Here is a 22,137-nt window from a genome sequence, read left to right on the forward strand (position 1 = left end):
CTGTCCGCCATCTGTCGTAACGTCCCTTTATGAGCAATCCCGTGCCGCCCCGCAAGGCACCGGACCAGCCCTGGCGCACCGAGGGCACCCCGCCCGAGCCGACACCGCCGCCCGGCGGCCGACGGAAGCTGCCCGGCGGCTGGTGGAGCCTGGCGCTGGCCGCGCTCATCGTGTTCCTGATCGCCAACCTGGTGCTGTCCTTCTACAACAAGGGCAACGAGCCGACGATCTCGTACACGGAGTTCAGCCGGCAGGTCGACGACGGCAACGTCACCAAGATCTACGCCAAGGGCGACGCGATCCAGGGACAGCTCAAGACCTCGCAGGAGAAGCCCGACGGCGACGGGAAGTACACCAAGTTCAAGACCCAGCGCCCGGTCTTCGCGGACGACAAGCTCTGGGACAACCTGCAGAAGCACGACGTCACGGTGACCGCCTCGCCGGTGGTCCAGGAGCGCAGCTTCCTGTTCAACCTGCTGATCTCGCTCGCCCCGATGATCCTGCTCGTCGTCCTGTGGATCTTCATCGCCCGCCGGATGGGCTCCGGCATGGGCGGCGCGGGCGGCATGCTCGGCCGCAAGACGCCGCCGAAGCCGGTCGAACTCGTGCCCGGCGGCAAGCGCACGACGTTCGCGGACGTGGCCGGCATCGACGAGGTGGCCGGCGAGGTCGACGACGTCGTGGACTTCCTCAAGAACCCCGACGCCTATCGCAGGATGGGCGCGAAGATGCCGCGCGGAGTGCTGCTGGCGGGCCCGCCCGGCACGGGGAAGACCCTGCTCGCGCGGGCGGTCGCGGGAGAGGCGGGCGTCCCGTTCTTCTCCGCCTCCGCCTCCGAGTTCATCGAGATGATCGTGGGCGTCGGCGCCTCGCGCGTGCGCGAACTGTTCGCCGAGGCCCGCAAGGTGGCCCCGTCCATCATCTTCATCGACGAGATCGACACCATCGGACGGTCACGGTCGGGCGGCTCCGCCATGGGCGGCCACGACGAGCGCGAGCAGACGCTCAACCAGATCCTCACCGAGATGGACGGCTTCTCCGGTTCGGAGGGCGTCATCGTCATCGCCGCCACCAACCGCGCGGACATCCTGGACCCGGCGCTCACCCGTCCCGGCCGCTTCGACCGCGTCGTCAACGTCTCGCCCCCCGACCGCGGCGGCCGGAAGGCGATCCTGGAGATCCACACCCGCGAGATCCCGCTCGCCCCCGACGTGGACCTGACCCAGGTGGCCCGGACGACCCCGGGCATGACGGGTGCCGACCTCGCCAACCTCGCCAACGAGGCGGCCCTCCTCGCCGTCAAGCGCAAGCAGGCCGAGGTGACCCAGGGCGACCTCTCCGAAGCGCTCGAGAAGGTCCAGCTCGGCGCCGAACGCTCCCTGGTCATGCCCTACGAGGAGCGCCGCCGCACCGCGTACCACGAGAGCGGCCACGCCCTCCTCGGCATGCTGCGCCCCGGGGCCGACCCGGTCCGCAAGATCACCATCGTCCCGCGCGGCCGCGCCCTCGGCGTCACCCTCTCGACGCCGGACGCGGACCGGTACGCGTACACCGAGGCGTACCTGCGCGGCCGGATCATCGGCGCCCTCGGCGGCATGGCCGCCGAGCACGTCGTCTACGACGTCATCACCACGGGCTCGGAGAACGACCTGGAGCAGGTCACGAACCTCGCCCGCGGCATGGTGGCCCGCTGGGGCATGAGCGAACGCGTCGGCCGGCTGTCCGCGCTGCCCAACGACGCCCAGCAGGCCTACGGCCTCGCGGCCGCCCCGGCGACCCTCGACTCGATCGACCACGAGATGCGCCGCATCGTCGACGAGTGCTACGAGGAGGCCTGCCAGAAGCTCCGTGACCACAGAGGGCAGCTGGACGCCCTCGCGGAGGCGCTCCTCGCGAACGAGACGCTGGAGGAGGCCGAGGCGTACCGGATCGCCGGGGTGACCCGGATGGCCAAGGAGGTGTGAACTCCTCGTCCGGAATCGCCCCCGGGACCGCACCCGAGCCACCGATCGCCCGCAGCCGGGATCGGGCGGAAGGGGCCGTGCCGGTACGTCGATGCCCGTCGCCACCGACGGCCACGCCTCACCCGACGGCGACGGGCCGATGCACCGGCACGGCCCCGACCCGCCCACCGGTCTCAGGGCGTACGGACCCGCCCACCGGTCTCAGGGCGTACGGACCCACCCACCGGTCTCAGGGCGTACGGGCGATCAGGTACCGGAACACGTTCGGCATCCAGACGGTCCCGTCCCGCCGCAGATGGGGATGCAGCGCCTCGGCCACCTCCTTGTCGACCTGGTCCTGGTCGGTGGCCTCGACCGCGGCGTCGAACAGCCCCGTGGAGAGCAGCCCGCGTACGGCGCTGTCCGCGTCGGCGTAGCCGAACGGGCAGGCCACCCGCCCCGAGCCGTCCGGCCGCAGCCCGGCCCGCTGGGCGACCTCCTCCAGGTCGTCCCGGCAGGCGGCACGCCAGCTCGCCGCGCCGCGCAGGGGATCGGCCAGCTTGGTCGCCACCCGCAGCACGGCCGAGGTGGCGCACCGCTCCGGCGGACCCCACCCGACCAGCACCACGGGTGCTCCCCGGCCGGCGAGCGGTGCCGCCTGCGCGAGCAGCGAACCCAGCCCCTCGGAGTCGCCGGCCACGCACCCGATCGGCTCGAACGCGGTCACCAGGGTGTAGGCGGGACCTCCCGCGACCACCGTGTCCCGGGGGGACCCGGCCACGATCCGGGCCTCGGCGCGCGGGCCGGTGACCCCTTCCCGGGGCAGCAGGCGTTCGCGCGCGAGGGCCAGCCGTTCGGGCGACGAGGGGTCGACACCCGTGACCGCGGCGCCGCGGGAGGCCGCCATCAGCAGGGCGAGCCCGGATCCGCAGCCGAGCCCGAGCAGCCGTGTCCCGCCTCCCACTTCGAGCCGCTCGTAGACGGCCTCGTAGAGCGGCACCAGCATCCGCTCCTGGATCTCGGCCCAGTCACGCGCGCGTGCGCCCCGGTCCGCGCGGGGTGGTCGGCCCGCATGAGGAAGGTGCTGCCGCACGGGCGTAGGTGTCATAGAAAGTGCCCCAATCCGCCGAGAGTTGCCGCCGGGCCCCCTTCCTCCGCCCCCGCGCGCGAGGCCCGCACTCCCCCCGTATGTCAGGTAACTCCGCCCTCGACGTGCCGTCCAGGGGTCGCGGGGACCCGTTTGCGCCCGGAACGCGAAAGGCACAAGAATTCACATACCGGCAACGTGGCCCCGTAGCATCACCCGCATGGCGAAGGCATCCGTTCTCACGCCCCGGGCGGACGATTTCCCGCGCTGGTACCAGGACCTGATCAACAAGGCCGAGCTCGCCGACAACGGACCGGTGCGCGGCACCATGGTCATCCGTCCGTACGGGTACGGGCTGTGGGAGCGGATGCAGCAGGAGATGGACGCCCGCATCAAGGAGGCGGGTGCCCGGAACGCGTACTTCCCGCTGTTCATCCCGCGGTCGTACCTGACCCGGGAGGCGGAGCACGTCGAGGGCTTCGCCCCCGAACTCGCCGTCGTCACGCACGGCGGAGGCAGGGAACTGGAGGAGCCGGTCGTCGTCCGCCCCACCTCCGAGACGATCGTCAACGAGTACTTCTCCAAGTGGGTGCAGAGCTACCGCGATCTGCCGCTGCTGATCAACCAGTGGGCGAACGTGGTCCGTTGGGAGATGCGCCCGAGGGTGTTCCTGAGGACGACCGAATTCCTCTGGCAGGAGGGCCACACCGCGCACGCCACCTACGAGGACGCCCGGGACTACGCCGCGCACATTCACGAAGAGGTGTACGCCGACTTCATGGTGAACGTCCTCGGCATCGATGTCGTCCTTGGCCGGAAGACGGCGAGCGAGCGGTTCGCGGGCGCGGTCAACACCCTCACCCTCGAAGGGATGATGGGCGACGGCAAGGCGCTCCAGCTGGGCACCAGCCACGAGCTGGGGCAGAACTTCGCGCGGGCGTTCGACACCCGGTACCTGTCCAGGGAGGGGAAGCGGGAGCTCGTCTGGCAGACCTCCTGGGGGTCCTCGACCCGCATGGTGGGTGGCCTGATCATGTCGCACGGCGATGACAGCGGGTTGCGGGTCCCGCCCCGGCTCGCCCCGGTACAGGCCGTCGTCCTCGCGATCAAGGGGGACGGGGCGGTTCTGGCCAAGGTCCACGAGATCGGCGACCGGCTGACGGCGGCCGGTGTGCGGGTCCAGGTCGACGACCGCACGGACACCCCCTTCGGGCGCCGCGCCGTCGACTGGGAGCTCAAGGGCGTCCCCGTACGGGTCGAGGTCGGCCCCCGTGACCTGGAGAGCGGCACGGCGATGCTGGTCCGCCGCATCCCCGGGGGCAAGGAGCCGGTGGCCCTCGACGCGCTGGCGGCGCTGCTCCCCGCCGTCCTGGAGGAGGACCAGGCGCTGCTCCTGCGGCAGTCCCGCGAGCGCCGCGAGTCCCGTACGTCGGACGTGTCGACCGTCGACGCGGCCGTGGAGGCCGCCGCGGCCGGCGGCTGGGCGCGCATCCCCTGGGCCGACCTCGGCGAAGAGGGCGAGGCCAGGCTCGCCGAGCACGCGGTGACCGTACGATGTCTGGTCGCCGAGGACGGGTCGGTGCCCGACGCCGACGACGCACCCGGTAACGTCGCCGTCGTCGCCCGCGCCTACTGAGCGCGCGAACAGGGCGGCCGAAACACCTCTTGCGCATCCGCCGGCCCCAGGTGCCCCGGCGTGCGGATGTCGTCTACGCGCCGGGGCGTACGTGTGACTACGTACCGCCTTGATACGAGCTGTGAGGCTTCTCCGCAGATCAGCGCACCCGACCTCGTCGGTTCACATCAGTGGCAACTGACGGGTACGTGCAAATTATTTGGGATGCCCCGTAATAGGAACACGGAGGCACTCCCGCTCGTTGTCATTACGTGAGCACGACACCACCTGTTCTCGCCGCAGAGCTGGCAGGCGCGTGGGCCGACATTCAGCGGCACCACCCCGAACTGCCCGATCTTGCCGCGCCAGAGTCCCTGATCGGGGAATCGTCGTCCGCCTGCGGACACGAGCTCTCCTTCGAACGACTGCTTCACGAAGCGGTCCACGGCATCGCCGCCGCGCGAGGAGTCCGCGACACCTCGCGCGCCGGCCGATATCACAACCGCAGATTCCTGGCGATCGCCGAGGAACTGGGCCTCGACCACCCCGAGGAGCCGCATCCCAGCAGCGGTTTCTCCCTGGTCACGCTCAATCCCGAGGCGAAGCGCCGCTACCGTCCGACCATCGAGCGGCTCCAGCGCGCGCTGAAGGCCCACACGGCCGCCACGTCCGCGGACACCGCCCGTTCGTTCCGCGGCCCGGCCGCCCGCCACGGCTCCTCCGGAGGAGGTGTCCGCGTCAAGGCCGTCTGCGACTGCGGGCGCAACGTGCGTGTGGTCCCGTCCGTCCTCGCGCAGGCGCCGATCGTGTGCGGAGGATGCGGCAAGCCCTTCCGGATCCCGGAGGTGGTCGGGGCGGCGGCCGGCTGAGGTGCGCGCTCCACCGGCGTCTCGTGGGTGCCGGACGAGTTCGCGCGGCCCGTGAGCAGTCGTGCCTCCCCCACCGCCCTGGAGCAGGTGGGGGAATTCAGGAGGCACGAGTGCGCGCGGGCGGCACCTCGCCGAGGTCCCGCAGGCCGGCCCGCGCCGCCCCGTGCCCGACGGGCACCCGGAACGCCGGGTGCCCGTCAGGCATGCGCTCGTCCGGTCGGGGGCTCGGGCGCCCCCGGTCCGGGCGGACCGCAGGATGTGGCAGAATGGCTGGCTGTACTCGACAGCCGCATAGGACCCCTCTCTCCTCCGGCTGACGCGTCCATCGGGCACTCGGGTACCGCAACCCCACGCGGTCATCTCTGCGTGCCCAACCCCGTCAAGACCAGGAGACACCACTTCCGTGGCAGTCAAGATCAAGCTGAAGCGTCTGGGCAAGATCCGTTCGCCTCACTACCGCATCGTCGTCGCCGACTCCCGTACCCGCCGTGACGGCCGGGCCATCGAGGAGATCGGTCTGTACCACCCGGTGCAGAACCCCTCGCGCATCGAGGTCGACTCGGACCGTGCGCAGTACTGGCTGGGTGTCGGCGCGCAGCCGACCGAGCCCGTGCTCGCCATCCTGAAGCTGACCGGTGACTGGCAGAAGTTCAAGGGCCTGCCGGCCCCGGCTCCGCTGCTCGTCGCCGAGCCGAAGGCCGCGCGCCCGTCCTTCGACGCCCTCGGCGGCGAGGACACGGGCAAGGGTGAGGCCATCACCCAGAAGAAGAAGGCTGAGAAGAAGGACGAGGCTGCGGCCGAGTCCGAGTCGACCGAGGCCTGAGCATGCTCGAGGAGGCTCTCGAGCACCTCGTGAAGGGCATCGTCGACAACCCCGACGATGTGCAGGTCGCCTCGCGCAACCTGCGCCGCGGGCGCGTTCTCGAGGTTCGGGTCCACCCCGACGACCTCGGCAAGGTGATCGGCCGCAACGGCCGCACCGCGCGCGCTCTGCGCACCGTCGTGGGCGCCATCGGCGGCCGCGGTGTCCGCGTCGACCTCGTCGACGTGGACCACGTCCGCTGACGTAACAGGCAGCACCGGCTCGGGCCGGGGAGGGCTTACGAGCCGTCCCCGGCCCGTAGTCGTCTGTGAACCCGTCCGGGCGGCCCGGACCGCGTGGCCCCCGCACCCCGGACGGCCGCACCCCCGGACGGCCGCGCCCCCGCGGTCGTCCAAGAAGCATTGCCGTCGGCACACGACAGGAGATCAAGCACAGTGCAGCTGGTAGTCGCTCGCGTCGGCCGTGCCCACGGCATCAAGGGCGAGGTCACCGTGGAGGTCCGCACCGACGAGCCGGAGCTCCGGCTCGGCCCCGGCGCGGTCCTGCTCACCGATCCGGCCTCCGCCGGACCACTGACCATCGAGACGGGCCGGGTCCACAGCGGCCGTCTCCTGCTGCGCTTCGCGGGCGTGCGGGACCGCAACGCCGCCGAGGCCCTGCGCAACACCCTGCTGATCGCCGAGGTCGACCCGGACGAGACGCCGGAGGACCCGGACGAGTACTACGACCACCAGCTGATGGACCTGGACGTGGTCACCACGGAGGGCGTCGAGGTCGGACGCATCACGGAGATCTCGCACCTGCCCTCGCAGGACCTGTTCGTGGTGGAGCGCCCGGACGGGACCGAGGTGATGATCCCGTTCGTGGAGGAGATCGTCGTCGAGATCGACCTGGAGGAGCAGCGGGCCGTCATCGACCCGCCGCCCGGACTGATCGACGACCGGGCCGAGGTCGCCTCCGCCCGGGACGCGGAGGACGGCTCCGCCGACGGCGGCGAGGACACCACGGGGACCGGTGCCTGATGCGGCTCGACGTGGTCACGATCTTCCCTGAGTACCTGGAACCCCTGAACGTCTCGCTCGTCGGCAAGGCCCGCGCGCGCGGACAGCTGAACGTGCACGTGCACGATCTGAGGGACTGGACGTACGACCGTCACAACACGGTCGACGACACGCCCTACGGCGGCGGCCCCGGCATGGTCATGAAGACCGAGCCCTGGGGCGAGGCCCTGGACTCCGCCCTGGCGGACGGGTACGAGACGGGCGCCCACGGGCCCGTCCTGGTGGTCCCCACCCCCAGCGGACGCCCGTTCACCCAGGAACTCGCCGTCGAGCTCTCCGAGCGCCCCTGGCTGGTCTTCACGCCCGCGCGCTACGAGGGCATCGACCGCCGTGTCATCGACGAGTACGCCACCCGGATGCCCGTCTACGAGGTCTCCATCGGTGACTACGTCCTCGCCGGCGGGGAGGCGGCCGTCCTCGTCGTCACCGAGGCCGTGGCCAGGCTGCTGCCGGGAGTGCTCGGCAACGCCGAGTCCCACCGGGACGACTCCTTCGCCCCCGGAGCCATGGCCAACCTCCTGGAGGGCCCGGTGTACACCAAGCCCCCGCGGTGGCGCGGCCGCGAGATCCCCGACGTGCTGGTCAGCGGCCACCACGGGAAGATCGCCCGCTGGCGCCGCGACGAGGCACTGCGCCGTACGGCGGCGAACCGGCCCGACCTCATCGAGCGATGCGACGCCTCCGCCTTCGACAAGAAGGACCGCGAGATGCTCTCGATCCTGGGCTGGCGGCCGGCCCCCGACGGCCGATTTTGGTGCAGGCCCGACGCCGTGGAAGAATAGGCCGCTGCTCTACGTCGTCCGGCGTGCGCCCCTGCCACAGGGGGACACGACGCCCGTCCCGACGAGACAGCATCCTCTTCGAACCTCTCTCCCGTTGATGACCTGTGGCATCAGCGAAGAAAGCAGACAAAATGTCGCACCTGCTCGACTCCGTCGACGGCGCCTCGCTGCGCACCGACATCCCGGCCTTCCGCCCGGGTGACACCGTCAACGTCCACGTCCGCGTCATCGAGGGCAACCGCTCCCGTGTGCAGCAGTTCAAGGGCGTAGTCATCCGCCGCCAGGGCTCCGGTGTCCGCGAGACCTTCACGGTCCGCAAGGTCTCGTTCTCCGTCGGCGTCGAGCGCACCTTCCCGGTGCACACCCCGATCGTCGAGAAGATCGAGCTCGTCACCCGTGGTGACGTCCGTCGCGCCAAGCTGTACTACCTCCGTGAGCTGCGCGGCAAGGCCGCGAAGATCAAGGAGAAGCGCGACAACTGAGCTCGCGCCGCCGAGGTCACCCGTCGGTGACCGAGCCGGTAAGAAGGTGTCCCGGACGGGCCGGATAGCATCTGGCCCCGATGGACACCGAAGCACAGCCCGTGGAGCGCGACCGCTCCTCCCGCCCTTCCGCTTCCGAGGAGATCTCGGACACAGCGGGGCCGGAGGAGCGGTCGCGTTCTGCGTTCCCCGGCAGGGCCGCCGACTGGCTCCCCGGAGGCCGGATCACCCTGACCGTGCTGGCCTGCCTGGTGTTTCTGCTGCTGTTCAGCCGCTTCGTGATGCAGCCGTTCGAAATTCCCAGCGGCTCCATGGAGTCCGGATTGAGGATCGGGGACCGCGTTCTCGTAAACAAGTTGGCGTACCGTTTCGGTTCCGAGCCGCAGCGGGGCGATGTCGTCGTCTTCGACGGCACCGGTTATTTCGGGAACGCGGACTACGTCAAACGCGTCGTCGGGGTAGAGGGAGACCACGTGGTCTGCTGCGACAAGGAGGGGAGACTCGAAGTGAACGGCCGATCGGTCGACGAGTCGACATTTCTCTATCAGGGCGACAGCCCTTCCGAGGTGCCCTTCGACATCGTCGTGCCCGAGCGGTCCCTGTTCCTCCTGGGTGACCACCGCAGCCGCTCGCGCGACTCCCGTGATCACCTGGGTTCGCCCGGCGGCGGCATGGTCCCCGTCGGCGATGTCATCGGCAGGGCCGACTGGATCGCCTGGCCCGTGGGCCACTGGACCCGGCTGACGCGTTCCGACGCGTACGCGGGCGTGCCGGCCGCCGGGGGTGCCCATGGGTAACCGCGGAAGGGCGCGCGGGGTCTCCGCCAGCGCAGCCGACAACCTGCTGCCCACCGGGTCCCGGCGCGCCGCGGGAGGCGCCGCCCGGCCCAGCCGGGTCGAGCGCCGCAGGCTCGCGCGCAAGATCAAGCGGCGCAGGCGCCGCTCGGCGGTCAAGGAGATACCCCTCCTCGTCGGTGTCGCCGTGCTGATAGCCCTGGTCCTCAAGACGTTCCTCGTCCAGGCCTTCGTGATCCCGTCGGGCTCCATGGAGAACACGATCCAGATCGGTGACCGCGTCCTGGTGGACAAGTTCACCCCCTGGTTCGGCTCCCAGCCCAAGCGCGGTGACGTCGTCGTCTTCAAGGACCCCGGAGGCTGGCTCACCGCCGAGGAGACCCAGAAGAAGAACGACCCCGTGGTCGTCAAGCAGTTCAAGGAGGGGCTGACCTTCATCGGTCTGCTGCCCTCCGACAACGAGAAGGACCTGATCAAACGGGTCGTCGGCCTCGGCGGGGACACGGTCAAGTGCTGTGACGCCGAGGGCCGGGTGACCGTGAACGGCACCCCCCTGACCGAGCCGTACATCTACGCCGGGGACAAGCCGTCGGACTTCTCCTTCGAGGTGAAGGTGCCCGCGGGCCGGCTGTTCGTGCTGGGCGACCACCGGGGCAACTCCGCGGACTCCCGGTACCACCGCACCGACAAGTTCAGCGGAACCGTCTCCGAGGACTCGGTCGTGGGCCGGGCGATGGTCATCGGATGGCCCGTGGGCCACTGGACCCGGCTGCAGGAGCCGAACACGTTCTCGACGGTGTCCGACGCGCCCGGAGGGTCGGCTTCCGCTCCAGCTCTGTCGCATAGGGTGGGCTCTGCGGATCCAGATGGATTGATCCCGCTCCCGAGCCCTGCGGAACTCCCGCTCGTTATGGGAGTGGTGGGCCTGCGCCGAATACGGCACGGGCGGCGGCACGGAGTGAGGAGTGGATGTGGGGGATGTGGCGGTCGGCGCGCGTTCTGGGCACGAAGGGCCCGAGGGGCAGCCGGAAAGGCCCGAGGATGCGGCTGCCCCGGCCGTAGACCCCGGATCGGATTCCGGGAGCGGCTCCGAGGACGGTGACGCCTCGACCGGGCGTTCCGGACAGGACCCGAAATCCCCCAAGAAGCAGCGCTCCTTCTGGAAGGAGCTGCCGATCCTGATCGGCATCGCTCTGGTCCTCGCGCTGATCATCAAGACCTTCCTGGTGCAGGCGTTCTCGATTCCCTCGGACTCGATGCAGAACACCCTCCAGCAGGGTGACCGTGTCCTGGTCGACAAGCTGACCCCGTGGTTCGGCTCCGAGCCGGAGCGGGGCGAGGTCGTCGTCTTCCACGACCCGGACAACTGGCTGGCGGGCGAGCCCACGGCCAACCCGAACGCTCTGCAGACGGTGCTCAGCTGGATCGGTCTGATGCCGTCCGCCGAGGAGAAGGACCTCATCAAGCGGGTCATCGGCGTCGCCGGCGACACCGTCGAGTGCAAGGGCACCGGCCCGCTGAAGATCAACGGCAAGGCGCTGAACGAGTCGTCATACGTGTACGCCGGGAACACCCCGTGCAGCCAGGACGAGGACGGCGGCCAGTTCAAGGTCAAGGTTCCCGAGGGCATGATCTGGGTGATGGGCGACCACCGCCAGAACTCGCGGGACTCGCGCTACAACCAGACGGACGAGCACCACGGCATGGTGCCGGTGAAGGACGTCGTCGGCCGTGCCATCGTCAAGGCCTGGCCCATCAGCCGCTGGGGCACCCTCCCGGTCCCGGACACCTTCGACCAGCCCGGCCTGAGCGACCAGGCGGCCGCCGCGGTCACCTCTCCGGGCGCCGTGGCCCTCCTGGGGGCCGCGCCGCTCGTGCTGGTGCGCCGCAGGCGCAAGGCGTCCAAGGGCGACTGAGCCGCCACACGGCACTGGGGCCGGCCCCTCCGGACACGTCCGGGGCGGTCGGCCCCGTTCGTTCCCGGTACGAACCTCCGGATCCGGCCCCCTCCGGCGTCCGTGATCCGGAGGGGGCTGACCCCGGACCGTACCCCCGGGTAAGGTGCGGGCCCATGGGTGGCGAGAGCGCAACACGTACGGCCCCGCGCAGCGGCGGCACAGGCAGGGCCCCGGTGGGCAGCAGAACCGGACAGCGGTTGTCCGGGCTGGCCGTCGCGCTGGGCCTGGTGCTGTTCCTCGGCGGATTCGCCTGGGCCGCGGTGGTCTACCGGCCGTACACCGTTCCCACGAGTTCGATGGCGCCGACGATCAAGATCGGCGACCGGGTGCTGGCGCAGCGCGTCGACGGGAGCGAGATCCGGCGCGGTGACGTCGTCGTCTTCGAGGACAAGACGTGGGTCACGGGCTCGTCCGTGGTCAAGCGCGTGGTCGCCGTCGGCGGCGACACGGTCGCCTGCTGCACCGACGGCAAGCTGACCGTCAACGGCAAGAAGATCGACGAGTCGTACCTGCCCGAGGGAAGCCTCGCCGAGCTCACGGGGTTCCCGGCCGTCAAGGTCCCCCAGGGGCGGCTGTTCCTCCTGGGCGACGAGCGGCGGGGCTCCCTGGACTCCACCGCGCACCTGACGGACGCGGCCCGCGGCACCGTGGCGCGCGGCGCCGTGAAGGCCCGGGTCGACGCCGTCGCCTGGCCGATGAACGGCATGCTCGCCCGCCCCGACGGCTTCAAGGTGCTCGGCGCCCTGTCCCGGCCCGGACCGCTCCCCACGATGATCGCCCTGGTGATCGCCGGCGCCGTTCTCGTGCTGGGAGGAGCGGCCTACGGGCCCGTCGCCAAGCTGGCCGGGCGGTCCCGTGCGCGCACGGAGTCCGCCGGTGCCCGCTGAGGCGGCGGAACCGGACGAGGGCCCTGGCCCGGGCGGGCTGCGCAAGGTCGCCCGGGTCGTGCTGCTCGACCCGCAGGACCGCGTCCTGCTGCTGCACGGCCACGAGCCGGACGATCCCTCCGACGACTGGTGGTTCACACCCGGTGGCGGAGTGGAGGGCGACGAGACACGTGAACAGGCGGCTTTGCGGGAACTCGTCGAGGAGACCGGGATCACCGAGGTCGAACTGGGCCCCGTGCTGTGGCGGCGGATCTGCTCGTTCCCGTTCGCCGGAAGGCGCTGGGACCAGGACGAGTGGTACTTCCTGGCCCGTACCGCCCAGACCGCGACGGCGGCCACGGGGCTGACGGAGCTGGAGCGGCGCAGCGTCGCCGGAGCGCGCTGGTGGACGTGCCGGGAACTGGCCGAGGCACATGAGACGGTGTATCCGACCAAGCTCGCCGGGCTGCTGCGCAGGGTGCTCGACGAGGGTCCCCCGGCCACGCCCGAGGTCCTCGACACGGAAATCGTCTAGGGGCTCCCGGGGCTGACGCACAATAGGGGGACGCACGGCTGAAGGGGAACATGCCATGAGCGCCGAGGACCTCGAGAAGTACGAGACCGAGATGGAGCTGAAGCTCTATCGGGAGTACCGCGATGTCGTCGGTCTGTTCAAATATGTGATCGAGACCGAGCGGCGCTTCTATCTCACCAACGACTACGAGATGCAGGTGCACTCGGTCCAGGGCGAGGTGTTCTTCGAGGTCTCCATGGCGGATGCCTGGGTGTGGGACATGTACCGGCCCGCCCGCTTCGTGAAACAGGTGCGTGTCCTTACGTTCAAGGACGTGAACATCGAAGAGCTGAACAAGAGCGATCTGGAGCTGCCGGGCGGCTGAGGGCCGGGTGACTGAGGGCCGGGTGGCTGAGGCCGGGCGGCCGGTCCGCGCGCCTGCCGGGGGTCAGCGGCGAGCGTGGTGATGACTCGTACGGGTGACGGGGTTCTCCACAGTCACCCGCTCGTCCACCAAGATCCAACGGCTGTGCGGTGTGGCCTCAGTGTCGGTGCCGGAGGTGGTGCCGACATGAAGACATCCGAGGCACGCAACGCACTGGGCGCCTACGGCGAGGAGCTGGCCGTACGGCGGCTGACCGAGGCCGGCATGACGGTCCTGGCGCGCAACTGGCGCTGTGGCAGGACCGGCGAGATCGACATCGTGGCCCGGGACGGCGACGCGCTGGTCGTCTGCGAGGTCAAGGCCCGCGGGGCGGGCGCGTTCCAGCATCCGATGGAGGCCGTCACACCGGCCAAGACGCGCCGGCTGCGCGGCCTGGCCGAACGCTGGCTCCAGGAACACGGCGGGGCTCCGCCCGGCGGTGTCCGCATCGACCTGGTCGGCGTCCTGATCCCCGAACGCGGCGCGCCCGTGGTCGAGCACGCGCGGGGGGCGGCCTGATGGGATTCGCGCGTACGTGCTCGGTGGCACTGGTGGGCGTGGAGGGTGTCGTCGTGGAGGTCCAGGCCGACCTGGAGCCGGGCATCGCCGCCTTCACGCTGGTCGGGCTCCCCGACAAGAGCCTGACGGAGAGCCGGGACCGGGTCAGGGCCGCGGTGGTCAATTCCGGCGCTTCCTGGCCGCAGAAGAAGCTGACGGTGGGGCTGAGCCCGGCCTCCGTGCCCAAGGGCGGTTCGGGTTTCGACCTCGCCGTGGCGTCGGCGGTCCTCGGTGCCGCGGAGCGGATCGATCCGCGCGTGCTCGCCGACATCGTGATGATCGGGGAGCTGGGGCTCGACGGTCGGGTGCGGCCGGTCCGGGGCATCCTGCCGGCCGTCCTCGCCGCGGCGGACGCCGGTTACGAACAGGTGGTGGTGCCGGAGTGCGCGGCGGCCGAGGCCTCCCTCGTGCCGGGCGTCTCGGTGCTCGGGGTCCGCAGCCTGCGCCAGCTGATCGCGGTGCTGGCGGAGGAACCGGTGCCCGAGGAGGACCCTGACGAACGGGGCCGCCCGGACCCGCTGTCGGCCGGCCTGCGCCTGCCCGGCACGGGCGAGGCCACCGGCCTGTGCGGCGTCTCCGTGCCGGAACACGACCGGGGCCACGACCTCGGTGACGTCGTCGGCCAGCTGTCGGCACGCACCGCGATGGAGGTGGCAGCGGCCGGCGGCCACCACGTCTTCCTCCAGGGGCCGCCCGGCGCGGGCAAGACGATGCTGGCCGAGCGGATGCCGCTGATCATGCCGCGCCTCACCCGCCAGGAATCGCTGGAGGTGACGGCGATCCACTCCGTCGCGGGCCTGCTGCCGCCCGGCAAACCGCTGGTGGACGTCGCGCCGTACTGCGCGCCCCACCACTCCGCGACCATGCAGTCGCTCGTCGGCGGCGGCAAGGGGCTCGCGCGGCCCGGCGCGGTGTCCCTGTCGCATCGTGGCGTGCTCTTCCTCGACGAGGCGCCGGAGTTCAGCGGCTTCGCGCTGGACGCCCTGCGGCAGCCGCTGGAGGCGGGACACGTGGTGATCGCGCGCAGCGCCGGTGTCGTGCGGTTCCCCGCCAAGTTCCTGATGGTGCTGGCCGCCAACCCCTGCCCCTGCGGCCGCTTCAGCACGACGAACGACTTCTGCGAGTGCCCGCCCTCCGTCATCCGCCGCTATCAGGCGAGGCTCTCCGGACCACTGCTCGACCGGGTCGACCTGCGGGTGGACGTCGAGCCGGTCACCCGGGCCGAACTCACCGCGCGCGGCGCGCGGGGCGAGTCGACGAGGACGGTCGCGGACCGGGTGCTCGCCGGCCGTGAGCGGGCCGCCGAACGCCTGAAGGGAACCCCCTGGAGCATCAACAGCGAGGTGCCGGGACGCGAGCTGCGCGGCCGCTGGCAGGCGCGGGCGGGAGCGATGGACGAGGCCGAGCGGGGCCTGGAGCGCGGGCTGCTGACGGCCCGGGGGCTGGACCGGGTGCTCCGGGTGGCTTGGACGGTCGCGGACCTGTCGGGGCACGACCGGCCCGACGCCGGGGACGTCGCCCTTGCCCTCCAGCTGCGCACCGGAATCCCGCGCGGGGTGCCGATGGCGATCGGCTCGCCGGCATGACGGCCGCCGAGCGCGGAGCCCGCGTCACGCTGTCCCGGGTCGTCGAACCGGGTGACGAGGTCTGCGGGCGCTGGATCCGGGAGGTCGGGGCCCCGGAAGCGGTCCGGTGGCTGTACGGGGACCTGGGGCAGCCGCGGGGGATGCCCGACGGAAGGTGGGCCGGACTGCGGGCCAGGGCCGCGCGGGCCGACCCGGAGCGCGACCTCGCCCTCGCCCGGGACGCCGGGGTGAGGTTCGTCTGTCCCGGTGAATCCGAATGGCCCGCGCAGCTCGACGACCTGGGGGATGCCCGGCCGGTCGGACTGTGGGTGCGGGGGCGGGCCGGGCTGCGGCTGTGGGCGCTGCGGTCCGTCGCCGTCGTCGGCGCCCGTGCCTGTACGGAGTACGGCGCGCACATGGCCGCCGTCCTCGGTGCCGGGCTCGCGGAGCGGGGCTGGGTGGTGGTGTCCGGCGGTGCCTACGGCATCGACGGCGCCGCGCACCGGGGCGCCCTCGGCGCGGGCGGTGCCACCGTGGCGGTGCTCGCCTGCGGCGTCGACCGGCCCTATCCGCGCGGACACGCCCAGCTGATCGCAAGGATCGCGGAACAGGGGCTCGTGGTGGGCGAGTTGTCACCGGGAGAGCATCCGACGCCGAGCAGATTCATCCTCCGGAACCGGGTCATCGCGGCGCTCACCCGGGGCACCGTGGTCGTCGAGGCGGCCTACCGCAGCGGGGCGCTCGTCACCGCCCGCGCGGCACAGCGGCTGGGCAGGTTCACGATGGGCGTGCCGGGACCCGTCACCAGCGCACTGTCGGCCGGGGTGCACGAACTGCTGCGCGGGGAGGCCGTCCTCGTGTCCGACGCCGCGGAAGTCGCCGAACTGGTGGGCGACATGGGGGAGCTGGCCCCGGACCGGCGTGGTCCCGTACTGCCGCGCGATCTGCTGGAGCCGGGGGCGGAACGCGTCCTGGCCGCCCTGCCGGCGCGGGATCCTGCCGGGACCGAGGAGATCGCCCGGCGGGCGGCGACCAGCCCGGACGACGCGGTCGGGAGACTGTACGAACTCCGGGCACTTGGATTCGTCGAACGACATGGCGACGGCTGGAAGTTGACACGCCAGGCGACGGCCCCCGTCCGAGGTGATCGGGAGAGATGCTGACCGAGCGTGTTCGGCCGTCCGGGGGAACGCCGACACGCCTGGGAATCCTCGCAGTTGGCGACCCCGGCGATCACACAGGGCGACCGTGGTGACTCCGGGAGACGTCCCGGGGAAAGGTTTCGCGTGCGGGTGACAGCCCACCCTTCGCACACTGCGACAGCCCAGTCACGCTACGCTCACAAGAATCCGAAGCACGCGACGCGATCTCGGCATGAGGCCGACAGGGCGCCCAGGCAATCCCAGTCCACGGCAGAACGGCACAAGGCGACGAATGCCCCAGCACACCTCCGGGTCCGACCGGACGGCGATCCCGCCAGCCGCCCGCGACGGCGGCAGCGTGCGCCCGCCCGCGCCCTCGACGCTCGACGAGCTGTGGCGGTCGTACAAGTCGACCGGTGACGAGCGGCTGCGGGAGCAGCTGATCCTGCACTACTCGCCGCTGGTGAAGTACGTGGCGGGCCGCGTCAGCGTGGGGCTGCCGGCCAATGTCGAGCAGGCCGACTTCGTCTCGTCGGGGGTGTTCGGACTGATCGACGCGATCGAGAAGTTCGACATCGAACGGGAGATCAAGTTCGAGACGTACGCGATCACCCGCATCCGCGGCGCCATGATCGACGAGCTGCGGGCGCTGGACTGGATCCCGCGGTCGGTGCGGCAGAAGGCGCGCAACGTGGAGCGCGCCTACGCCACGCTGGAGGCGCGGCTGCGGCGCACCCCCTCGGAGGGCGAGGTCGCCGCGGAGATGGGCATCGCAGTGGAGGAACTCCACGCGGTGTTCAGCCAGTTGTCGCTGGCCAACGTGGTCGCTCTGGAGGAGCTGCTGCACGCGGGCGGCGAGGGCGGCGACCGGCTGAGCCTGATGGACACGCTGGAGGACACCGCAGCCGACGATCCGGTCGAGGTGGCCGAGGACCGGGAGCTGCGGAGGCTGCTGGCGCGGGCGATCAACACGTTGCCCGACCGGGAGAAGACCGTGGTCACGCTGTACTACTACGAAGGACTCACGCTCGCGGAGATCGGCAACGTGCTCGGGGTGACCGAGAGCCGGGTCAGCCAGATCCACACCAAGTCGGTGCTCCAGCTGCGCGCCAAGCTGGCCGGTTTCGGGCGCTGAGCCGGGCGGTGCCGTGACGCGGGGCGGTGCCGCCGTGCCGTCCCGGCGGCGGCAGTGCCGCGGCGGACGCCGGCGCGGCCGGGTCGGCGGAGTGGTTCCCGTCCGCGGCGCCGCGTCCGTACAGTGGTTGACGTGCCAAGGATTCGAGCGGCCTCCGTGGCCGAGCACCGGTCGATGCAGCGAGCCGCCCTGCTGGACGCGGCGCGGTCCCTGTTGTCCGAGGGCGGGACGGAGGCGCTGACCTTTCCCGCGCTCGCCGAGCGCACGGGGCTCGCGCGTTCCTCCGTGTACGAGTACTTCCGGTCCAGGGCGGCCGTCGTCGAGGAACTGTGCGAGGTCGACTTCCCCGTCTGGGCGGCCGAGGTCTCGGCCGCCATGGCCGCGGCGGACGGTCCCGAGGCCGCGGTCGAGGCCTACGTCCGCAGCCAGCTGGCCCTGGTCGGCGACCGGCGGCACCGGGCCGTGGTCGCCATCTCCGCCAGCGAGCTCGACGCGGGCGCCCGGGAGAAGATCCGGGCCGCGCACGGCGGGCTGGTCGCGATGATCGGTGAGGCGCTCACCGAGATGGGGCACGCGGAGCCGAGGCTGGCCGCGATGCTCCTCCAGGGAGTGGTGGACGCCGCGGTGCGGCGCATCGAGCTGGGTGCCGCCGAGGACCCCTCCATGATCACGGAGGCGGCCGTGGCGATGGCCCTGCGGGGCGTCCGGGGCTGAACCCCACCAACCCCGGTCACGGGCCCCCTGCCTCGCCGGGGCGTCAGGAGTGTGCGTCCGGTGTCGGCGGGGTGAGCGGCAGCAGGCGGGACGGGCCCGTGTCCAGGAGCCACGGGGGAAGCAGGGACAGCGGGTTCAGGTAGGCCGTTCCTCTGAGCAGACCCCAGTGCAGACAGGCCGTCGGCCCGCAGTGCGCGCCCCCGGCCTCCAGGGTGCCGACGGCCTCGCCCGCGAGGACCTCGTCGCCCTCGCGCACCGATGCCCGCACCGGGCCGTACGTCGTCCGCAGCGGGGGCGTCCCCGTGCCCGACAGCTCCACCGAGACGATCCCGCGGTCCGCGACCCGGCCCGCGAAGAACACCCGGCCGGGCGCGACGGCCCGCACCGGGGCGCCCGGGGCGGCCGCGAGGTCGACCCCGCGGTGCCCCCGGGAGTAGGCCGTCGCCGGGGGTTCCCAGCCCCGTACGACGAACGGCCGGACACCCACGGGCCAGGCGCGGGCGAGCGCCGGCACGGAGGGGTCGGCCGTCGGCGGGGAGGGCGGGACCGCGGGCGCGGGGCCGGCACCCCGGGCCAGTGCCGGCGGGGGCGGGGCGCACAGGACGGCCACGGCCAGGCCCGGCAGGACCATCCGCCACGTACGCGCACATCGGTTCACTCGCATGCGGGAACCGTCCCGCATCGAGCAGATCATGGCCGGGATCTGTGGAGTACCGGCCGGTTGTGGACAGCGACGTCACCCGGTCCCTCCCGGGTCCCGTACACTTCTGGAGGCGACCCGGGTCATCGGGTCGACTTCGCACGCCCCGACATCTGGTCGCACAGACCGGTGTCAGCGCCTCTCGGTCCTCTGTGGCAAGGCGCGTCGCGGGCGTCAGGCGCGAGTGCCGTCCGGCACACGCGGCACAACCGAGAAAACCGAGGAGAACGGCCATGGCCGTCGTCACGATGCGGGAGCTGCTGGAAAGCGGCGTCCACTTCGGTCACCAGACCCGTCGCTGGAACCCGAAGATGAAGCGCTTCATCTTCACCGAGCGCAACGGCATCTACATCATCGACCTGCTCCAGTCGCTGTCGTACATCGACCGCGCCTACGAGTTCGTCAAGGAGACCGTCGCCCACGGCGGCACGGTCATGTTCGTCGGTACGAAGAAGCAGGCGCAGGAGGCCATCGCCGAGCAGGCCACCCGCGTCGGCATGCCCTACGTCAACCAGCGCTGGCTGGGCGGCATGCTCACCAACTTCTCCACCGTCTACAAGCGTCTGCAGCGCCTCAAGGAGCTCGAGCAGATCGACTTCGAGGACGTCGCGTCCTCCGGTCTCACCAAGAAGGAGCTTCTCGTGCTCTCGCGCGAGAAGGCCAAGCTGGAGAAGACCCTCGGCGGTATCCGCGAGATGCAGAAGGTGCCCAGCGCCGTCTGGATCGTGGACACCAAGAAGGAGCACATCGCGGTCGGTGAGGCCCGGAAGCTCAACATCCCGGTCGTCGCCATCCTCGACACCAACTGTGACCCGGACGAGGTCGACTACAAGATCCCGGGCAACGACGACGCGATCCGCTCCGTCACCCTGCTCACCCGCGTGATCGCCGACGCCGTCGCCGAGGGCCTCATCGCCCGCTCGGGCGCCGGCAAGGCCGCGGGCGACAAGGCCGCGGGCGAGCCGCTCGCCGCGTGGGAGCGCGACCTGCTCGAGGGCGAGAAGAAGGCCGACGAGGCCGAGGTCCAGACCTCCGCCGAGACGGAGAAGGTCGCCGACGCCGAGCAGGCCGAGGCCCCGGCCGCCGAGGCTGCTGCCGAGGCCCCCGCCGCGGACGCCGAGCAGGCCTGACCCCTCACCCCTTCGGGTTTGTGAACGGCGGGGGCCCACGAAGCCCCCGCCGTTCGTCCCGTAGATCTTCAGACTTCGAGAGAGACTCCAGGAATCATGGCGAACTACACCGCCGCTGACGTCAAGAAGCTCCGCGAGCTCACCGGCGCCGGCATGATGGACTGCAAGAAGGCGCTGGACGAGGCCGACGGCAACGTCGACAAGGCCGTCGAGGCGCTGCGGATCAAGGGCCAGAAGGGCGTCGCCAAGCGCGAGGGCCGCTCCGCCGAGAACGGCGCCGTGGTCTCCATCATCGCCGACGACAACACCTCCGGTGTCCTGGTCGAGCTGAAGTGCGAGACGGACTTCGTCGCCAAGGGCGCGAAGTTCCAGGCCGTCGCCGACGAGATCGCCCAGCACGTCGTCAAGACGTCGCCGGCCGACATCGAGACGCTGCTCGGCTCCGAGATCGAGCCCGGCAAGACGGTTCAGGCGTTCGTCGACGAGGCCAACGCCAACCTGGGCGAGAAGATCGTCCTGGACCGCTTCGCCCAGTTCTCCGGCGCCTTCGTGACCTCGTACATGCACCGCACCATGCCCGACCTGCCCCCGCAGATCGGTGTTCTGGTCGAGCTGGACAAGGCCGACGCCGACCTCGCCAAGGGCATCGCGCAGCACATCGCCGCCTTCGCGCCGAAGTACCTCTCCAAGGAGGACGTCCCGGCCGAGGTCGTCGAGAGCGAGCGTCGCGTCGCCGAGGAGACCACCCGCGCCGAGGGCAAGCCCGAGGCCGCCCTCCCGAAGATCGTCGAGGGTCGCGTCAACGGCTTCTTCAAGGAGGCCACCCTCCTCGGTCAGCCGTACGCGCTCGACAACAAGAAGTCCGTCCAGAAGGTTCTGGACGAGGCCGGTGTCACCCTGAAGCGCTTCTCGCGCATCAAGGTCGGCATCTGAGTCCGTACAGCGATCGACGCGCGACCCCGATAGGGTCGACAGCAGTCGTCCGCGTACGCCGGCACTCACACGTGTGTGCCGGACGACAGCAGATCTGACGAGGAGGCCATTGCCGAGCATGGGATGCGAACGACACCCCACCGGCAATGGCCTTCTTCGTATGTGCACCATGAGGAGATCTCCATGACCACCAGCCAGGCCGACAACGGCGAGAAGAGCGACGACGGCAAAGGCGCGGGCCGCTTCCTGCTGAAGCTTTCCGGCGAGGCGTTCGCCGGTGGCGGGGGACTGGGCGTCGACCCCGACGTGGTGCACAAGATCGCCCGCGAGATCGCGGCCGTCGTGCGCGGCGGCGCCCAGATCGCCGTCGTCATCGGCGGCGGCAACTTCTTCCGCGGGGCCGAACTCCAGCAGCGTGGCATGGACCGGGCGCGCTCCGACTACATGGGCATGCTCGGCACCGTCATGAACTGCCTCGCCCTCCAGGACTTCCTGGAGAAGGAAGGCATCGACAGCCGCGTCCAGACCGCCATCACCATGGGCCAGGTCGCGGAACCGTACATCCCGCTGCGCGGCGTGCGGCACCTGCAGAAGGGCCGTGTGGTCATCTTCGGCGCCGGTATGGGCATGCCGTACTTCTCCACCGACACCACCGCCGCCCAGCGGGCCCTGGAGATCGACGCCGAGGCGCTCCTCATGGGCAAGAACGGTGTGGACGGCGTCTACGACTCCGACCCGAAGACCAACCCCGAAGCGGTCAAGTTCGACTCGCTCAGCTACGGCGAGGTCATCACCCGGGACCTCAAGGTCGCCGACATGACCGCCATCACGCTGTGCCGGGACAACAAGCTGCCGATCCTGGTCTTCGAACTCCTGGCGGAGGGCAATATCGCGCGGGCCGTCAAGGGTGAGAAGATCGGCACACTCGTGGGCGACCAGAGCGGCCGAGCCTGACGGGGAACGTCCGGGACCGGATACGCCTTCCGGTCCCGGACGGACCCCGGCCGGGGGATGGACAATGTCCTGCCGGTCCGGAACCGTG

Annotated in this window: 23 protein-coding genes and 1 pseudogene; 22 read left to right on the top strand and 2 right to left on the bottom strand. The window is 71.1% G+C overall.

Annotated features, from left to right (window positions below; all coding sequences use genetic code 11):
• Positions 1-29: 29 nt before the first annotated feature.
• A complete protein-coding gene (gene ftsH / locus ACICHK_RS28355) occupies positions 30-1,964 on the top strand; it encodes an ATP-dependent zinc metalloprotease FtsH (RefSeq protein WP_151472158.1) in 1,935 nt (644 codons plus the stop codon).
• A gap of 229 nt (positions 1,965-2,193) precedes the next feature.
• Here ftsH and ACICHK_RS28360 read toward each other — a convergent pair whose 3' ends face one another.
• The gene (locus tag ACICHK_RS28360; RefSeq protein WP_406839065.1) at positions 2,194-3,051 is read right to left on the bottom strand and encodes an SAM-dependent methyltransferase; all 858 of its coding nucleotides are present in this window, start codon (positions 3,049-3,051) and stop codon (positions 2,194-2,196) included.
• A 199-nt stretch (positions 3,052-3,250) separates the two neighbouring features.
• Between ACICHK_RS28360 and proS the strand changes: the two genes are divergently transcribed.
• The 18 genes and pseudogenes from proS (at position 3,251) to ACICHK_RS28450 (ending at position 18,332) form a co-directional block, all read left to right on the top strand.
• On the top strand, positions 3,251-4,666 hold the full coding sequence (gene proS, locus ACICHK_RS28365) for a proline--tRNA ligase (RefSeq protein ID WP_406839066.1): 1,416 nt from the start codon (positions 3,251-3,253) through the stop codon (positions 4,664-4,666).
• 251 nt (positions 4,667-4,917) lie between these two features.
• Complete coding sequence (locus ACICHK_RS28370) at positions 4,918-5,514, top strand: hypothetical protein (RefSeq protein ID WP_037625093.1); 597 nt, start codon at positions 4,918-4,920, stop codon at positions 5,512-5,514.
• A gap of 403 nt (positions 5,515-5,917) precedes the next feature.
• Entirely contained in the window at positions 5,918-6,337 is a 420-nt protein-coding gene (gene rpsP, locus ACICHK_RS28375) for a 30S ribosomal protein S16 (RefSeq protein ID WP_103548578.1), read from the top strand.
• Positions 6,338-6,339: 2 nt separating this feature from the next.
• Positions 6,340-6,579 (top strand): RNA-binding protein, encoded by a 240-nt coding sequence (locus ACICHK_RS28380; protein ID WP_003973401.1) that lies wholly within the window; start codon positions 6,340-6,342, stop codon positions 6,577-6,579.
• Between the two features lie 192 nt (positions 6,580-6,771).
• Positions 6,772-7,359 carry a ribosome maturation factor RimM gene (rimM, locus tag ACICHK_RS28385; RefSeq protein ID WP_406839067.1) on the top strand — a complete coding sequence of 196 codons (588 nt, stop codon included), beginning with the start codon at positions 6,772-6,774 and terminating at the stop codon, positions 7,357-7,359.
• A complete protein-coding gene (gene trmD / locus ACICHK_RS28390; protein WP_151472162.1) occupies positions 7,359-8,180 on the top strand; it encodes a tRNA (guanosine(37)-N1)-methyltransferase TrmD in 822 nt (273 codons plus the stop codon). Before rimM ends, trmD begins: the two co-directional genes overlap by 1 nt.
• Before the next feature lie 131 nt (positions 8,181-8,311).
• Positions 8,312-8,662, top strand: coding sequence for a 50S ribosomal protein L19 (rplS, locus tag ACICHK_RS28395; RefSeq protein WP_037625104.1), 351 nt, complete (start codon positions 8,312-8,314; stop codon positions 8,660-8,662).
• 80 nt (positions 8,663-8,742) lie between these two features.
• Positions 8,743-9,459 (top strand): signal peptidase I, encoded by a 717-nt coding sequence (lepB, locus tag ACICHK_RS28400; RefSeq protein ID WP_406839068.1) that lies wholly within the window; start codon positions 8,743-8,745, stop codon positions 9,457-9,459.
• Positions 9,452-10,540: pseudogene (gene lepB, locus ACICHK_RS28405) on the top strand (signal peptidase I); the annotation flags it as partial. The gene lepB (ACICHK_RS28400) and the pseudogene lepB (ACICHK_RS28405), both read left to right, overlap by 8 nt.
• Positions 10,428-11,372 carry a signal peptidase I gene (gene lepB, locus ACICHK_RS28410; RefSeq protein WP_406839069.1) on the top strand — a complete coding sequence of 315 codons (945 nt, stop codon included), beginning with the start codon at positions 10,428-10,430 and terminating at the stop codon, positions 11,370-11,372. The pseudogene lepB (ACICHK_RS28405) and the gene lepB (ACICHK_RS28410), both read left to right, overlap by 113 nt.
• Positions 11,373-11,527: 155 nt before the next feature.
• A complete protein-coding gene (gene lepB, locus ACICHK_RS28415; RefSeq protein WP_406839070.1) occupies positions 11,528-12,301 on the top strand; it encodes a signal peptidase I in 774 nt (257 codons plus the stop codon).
• The gene (locus ACICHK_RS28420) at positions 12,291-12,815 is read left to right on the top strand and encodes an NUDIX hydrolase (RefSeq protein WP_406839071.1); all 525 of its coding nucleotides are present in this window, start codon (positions 12,291-12,293) and stop codon (positions 12,813-12,815) included. The genes lepB (ACICHK_RS28415) and ACICHK_RS28420 overlap by 11 nt, the downstream gene beginning before the upstream one ends.
• 55 nt (positions 12,816-12,870) lie before the next feature.
• On the top strand, positions 12,871-13,179 hold the full coding sequence (locus ACICHK_RS28425; RefSeq protein ID WP_003965949.1) for a DUF2469 domain-containing protein: 309 nt from the start codon (positions 12,871-12,873) through the stop codon (positions 13,177-13,179).
• A 186-nt stretch (positions 13,180-13,365) separates the two neighbouring features.
• A complete protein-coding gene (locus tag ACICHK_RS28430) occupies positions 13,366-13,737 on the top strand; it encodes a YraN family protein (protein WP_406839072.1) in 372 nt (123 codons plus the stop codon).
• Positions 13,737-15,362 carry a YifB family Mg chelatase-like AAA ATPase gene (locus ACICHK_RS28435; protein ID WP_406839073.1) on the top strand — a complete coding sequence of 542 codons (1,626 nt, stop codon included), beginning with the start codon at positions 13,737-13,739 and terminating at the stop codon, positions 15,360-15,362. Before ACICHK_RS28430 ends, ACICHK_RS28435 begins: the two co-directional genes overlap by 1 nt.
• Positions 15,359-16,504 carry a DNA-processing protein DprA gene (dprA, locus tag ACICHK_RS28440; RefSeq protein WP_406839074.1) on the top strand — a complete coding sequence of 382 codons (1,146 nt, stop codon included), beginning with the start codon at positions 15,359-15,361 and terminating at the stop codon, positions 16,502-16,504. Before ACICHK_RS28435 ends, dprA begins: the two co-directional genes overlap by 4 nt.
• Positions 16,505-16,775: 271 nt before the next feature.
• Entirely contained in the window at positions 16,776-17,618 is an 843-nt protein-coding gene (gene whiG, locus ACICHK_RS28445; RefSeq protein WP_406839075.1) for an RNA polymerase sigma factor WhiG, read from the top strand.
• Between the two features lie 156 nt (positions 17,619-17,774).
• On the top strand, positions 17,775-18,332 hold the full coding sequence (locus ACICHK_RS28450) for a TetR/AcrR family transcriptional regulator (RefSeq protein ID WP_406841338.1): 558 nt from the start codon (positions 17,775-17,777) through the stop codon (positions 18,330-18,332).
• 43 nt (positions 18,333-18,375) lie between these two features.
• Here ACICHK_RS28450 and ACICHK_RS28455 read toward each other — a convergent pair whose 3' ends face one another.
• The gene (locus ACICHK_RS28455; RefSeq protein ID WP_406839076.1) at positions 18,376-18,996 is read right to left on the bottom strand and encodes a murein hydrolase activator EnvC family protein; all 621 of its coding nucleotides are present in this window, start codon (positions 18,994-18,996) and stop codon (positions 18,376-18,378) included.
• Positions 18,997-19,265: 269 nt separating this feature from the next.
• Between ACICHK_RS28455 and rpsB the strand changes: the two genes are divergently transcribed.
• The 3 genes from rpsB to pyrH all read left to right on the top strand — a co-directional run bounded on the left by rpsB (position 19,266) and on the right by pyrH (position 22,049).
• Positions 19,266-20,162, top strand: coding sequence for a 30S ribosomal protein S2 (gene rpsB, locus ACICHK_RS28460; RefSeq protein WP_406839077.1), 897 nt, complete (start codon positions 19,266-19,268; stop codon positions 20,160-20,162).
• Positions 20,163-20,258: 96 nt separating this feature from the next.
• Positions 20,259-21,095, top strand: a complete 837-nt coding sequence (gene tsf / locus ACICHK_RS28465) for a translation elongation factor Ts (protein WP_406839078.1) — start codon at positions 20,259-20,261, stop codon at positions 21,093-21,095.
• 183 nt (positions 21,096-21,278) lie between these two features.
• Entirely contained in the window at positions 21,279-22,049 is a 771-nt protein-coding gene (pyrH, locus tag ACICHK_RS28470) for a UMP kinase (RefSeq protein WP_151472173.1), read from the top strand.
• The last annotated feature ends 88 nt before the right edge of the window (positions 22,050-22,137 follow it).

It is taken from the genome of Streptomyces sp. AHU1 (genome assembly GCF_045343905.1).
In the GTDB taxonomy this organism is placed as follows: domain Bacteria; phylum Actinomycetota; class Actinomycetes; order Streptomycetales; family Streptomycetaceae; genus Streptomyces; species Streptomyces triticiradicis.